General features: G+C 67.0%; 1 protein-coding gene. It reads left to right on the top strand.

The features are described from left to right. Positions 1-276: hypothetical protein (locus tag R0J87_RS20060; protein ID WP_498888450.1), on the top strand; the 276-nt coding region annotated here is incomplete at both ends.

Raw genomic sequence — 276 nt, 5'->3', positions numbered from 1 at the left:
CGGTCTCGACAGTGCGGGAGATCAGAGTCCCCGGACCTGCGCGAGACGAGATCTCCCTCTTCTCGCAACAGGTGGCCGCGGGCGGCGCCGAGCGCGTGGTCAACTGGGTTCGTCTCGCCGACATGGCAGAAGGTCGCGAAGCGACCGTGCTCACGAGCCGTCTGCGACTGCTCAGTCATGACACGCTCGCCCGAGAGCTCGTCGACGCGGGCTTCACCGCTCCACGCGTCTCTCCCGTTCGCACGCTCGCCGAAGACGAGATCCTCCTCCTCACGA

The sequence above is a fragment of the Halomonas sp. SIMBA_159 genome, from assembly GCF_046536035.1.
GTDB lineage: Bacteria > Pseudomonadota > Gammaproteobacteria > Pseudomonadales > Halomonadaceae > Vreelandella > Vreelandella venusta_A.
Note: the sequence above shows the minus strand (reverse complement) of the source record. Positions and strands in the feature narration are given on the sequence as shown.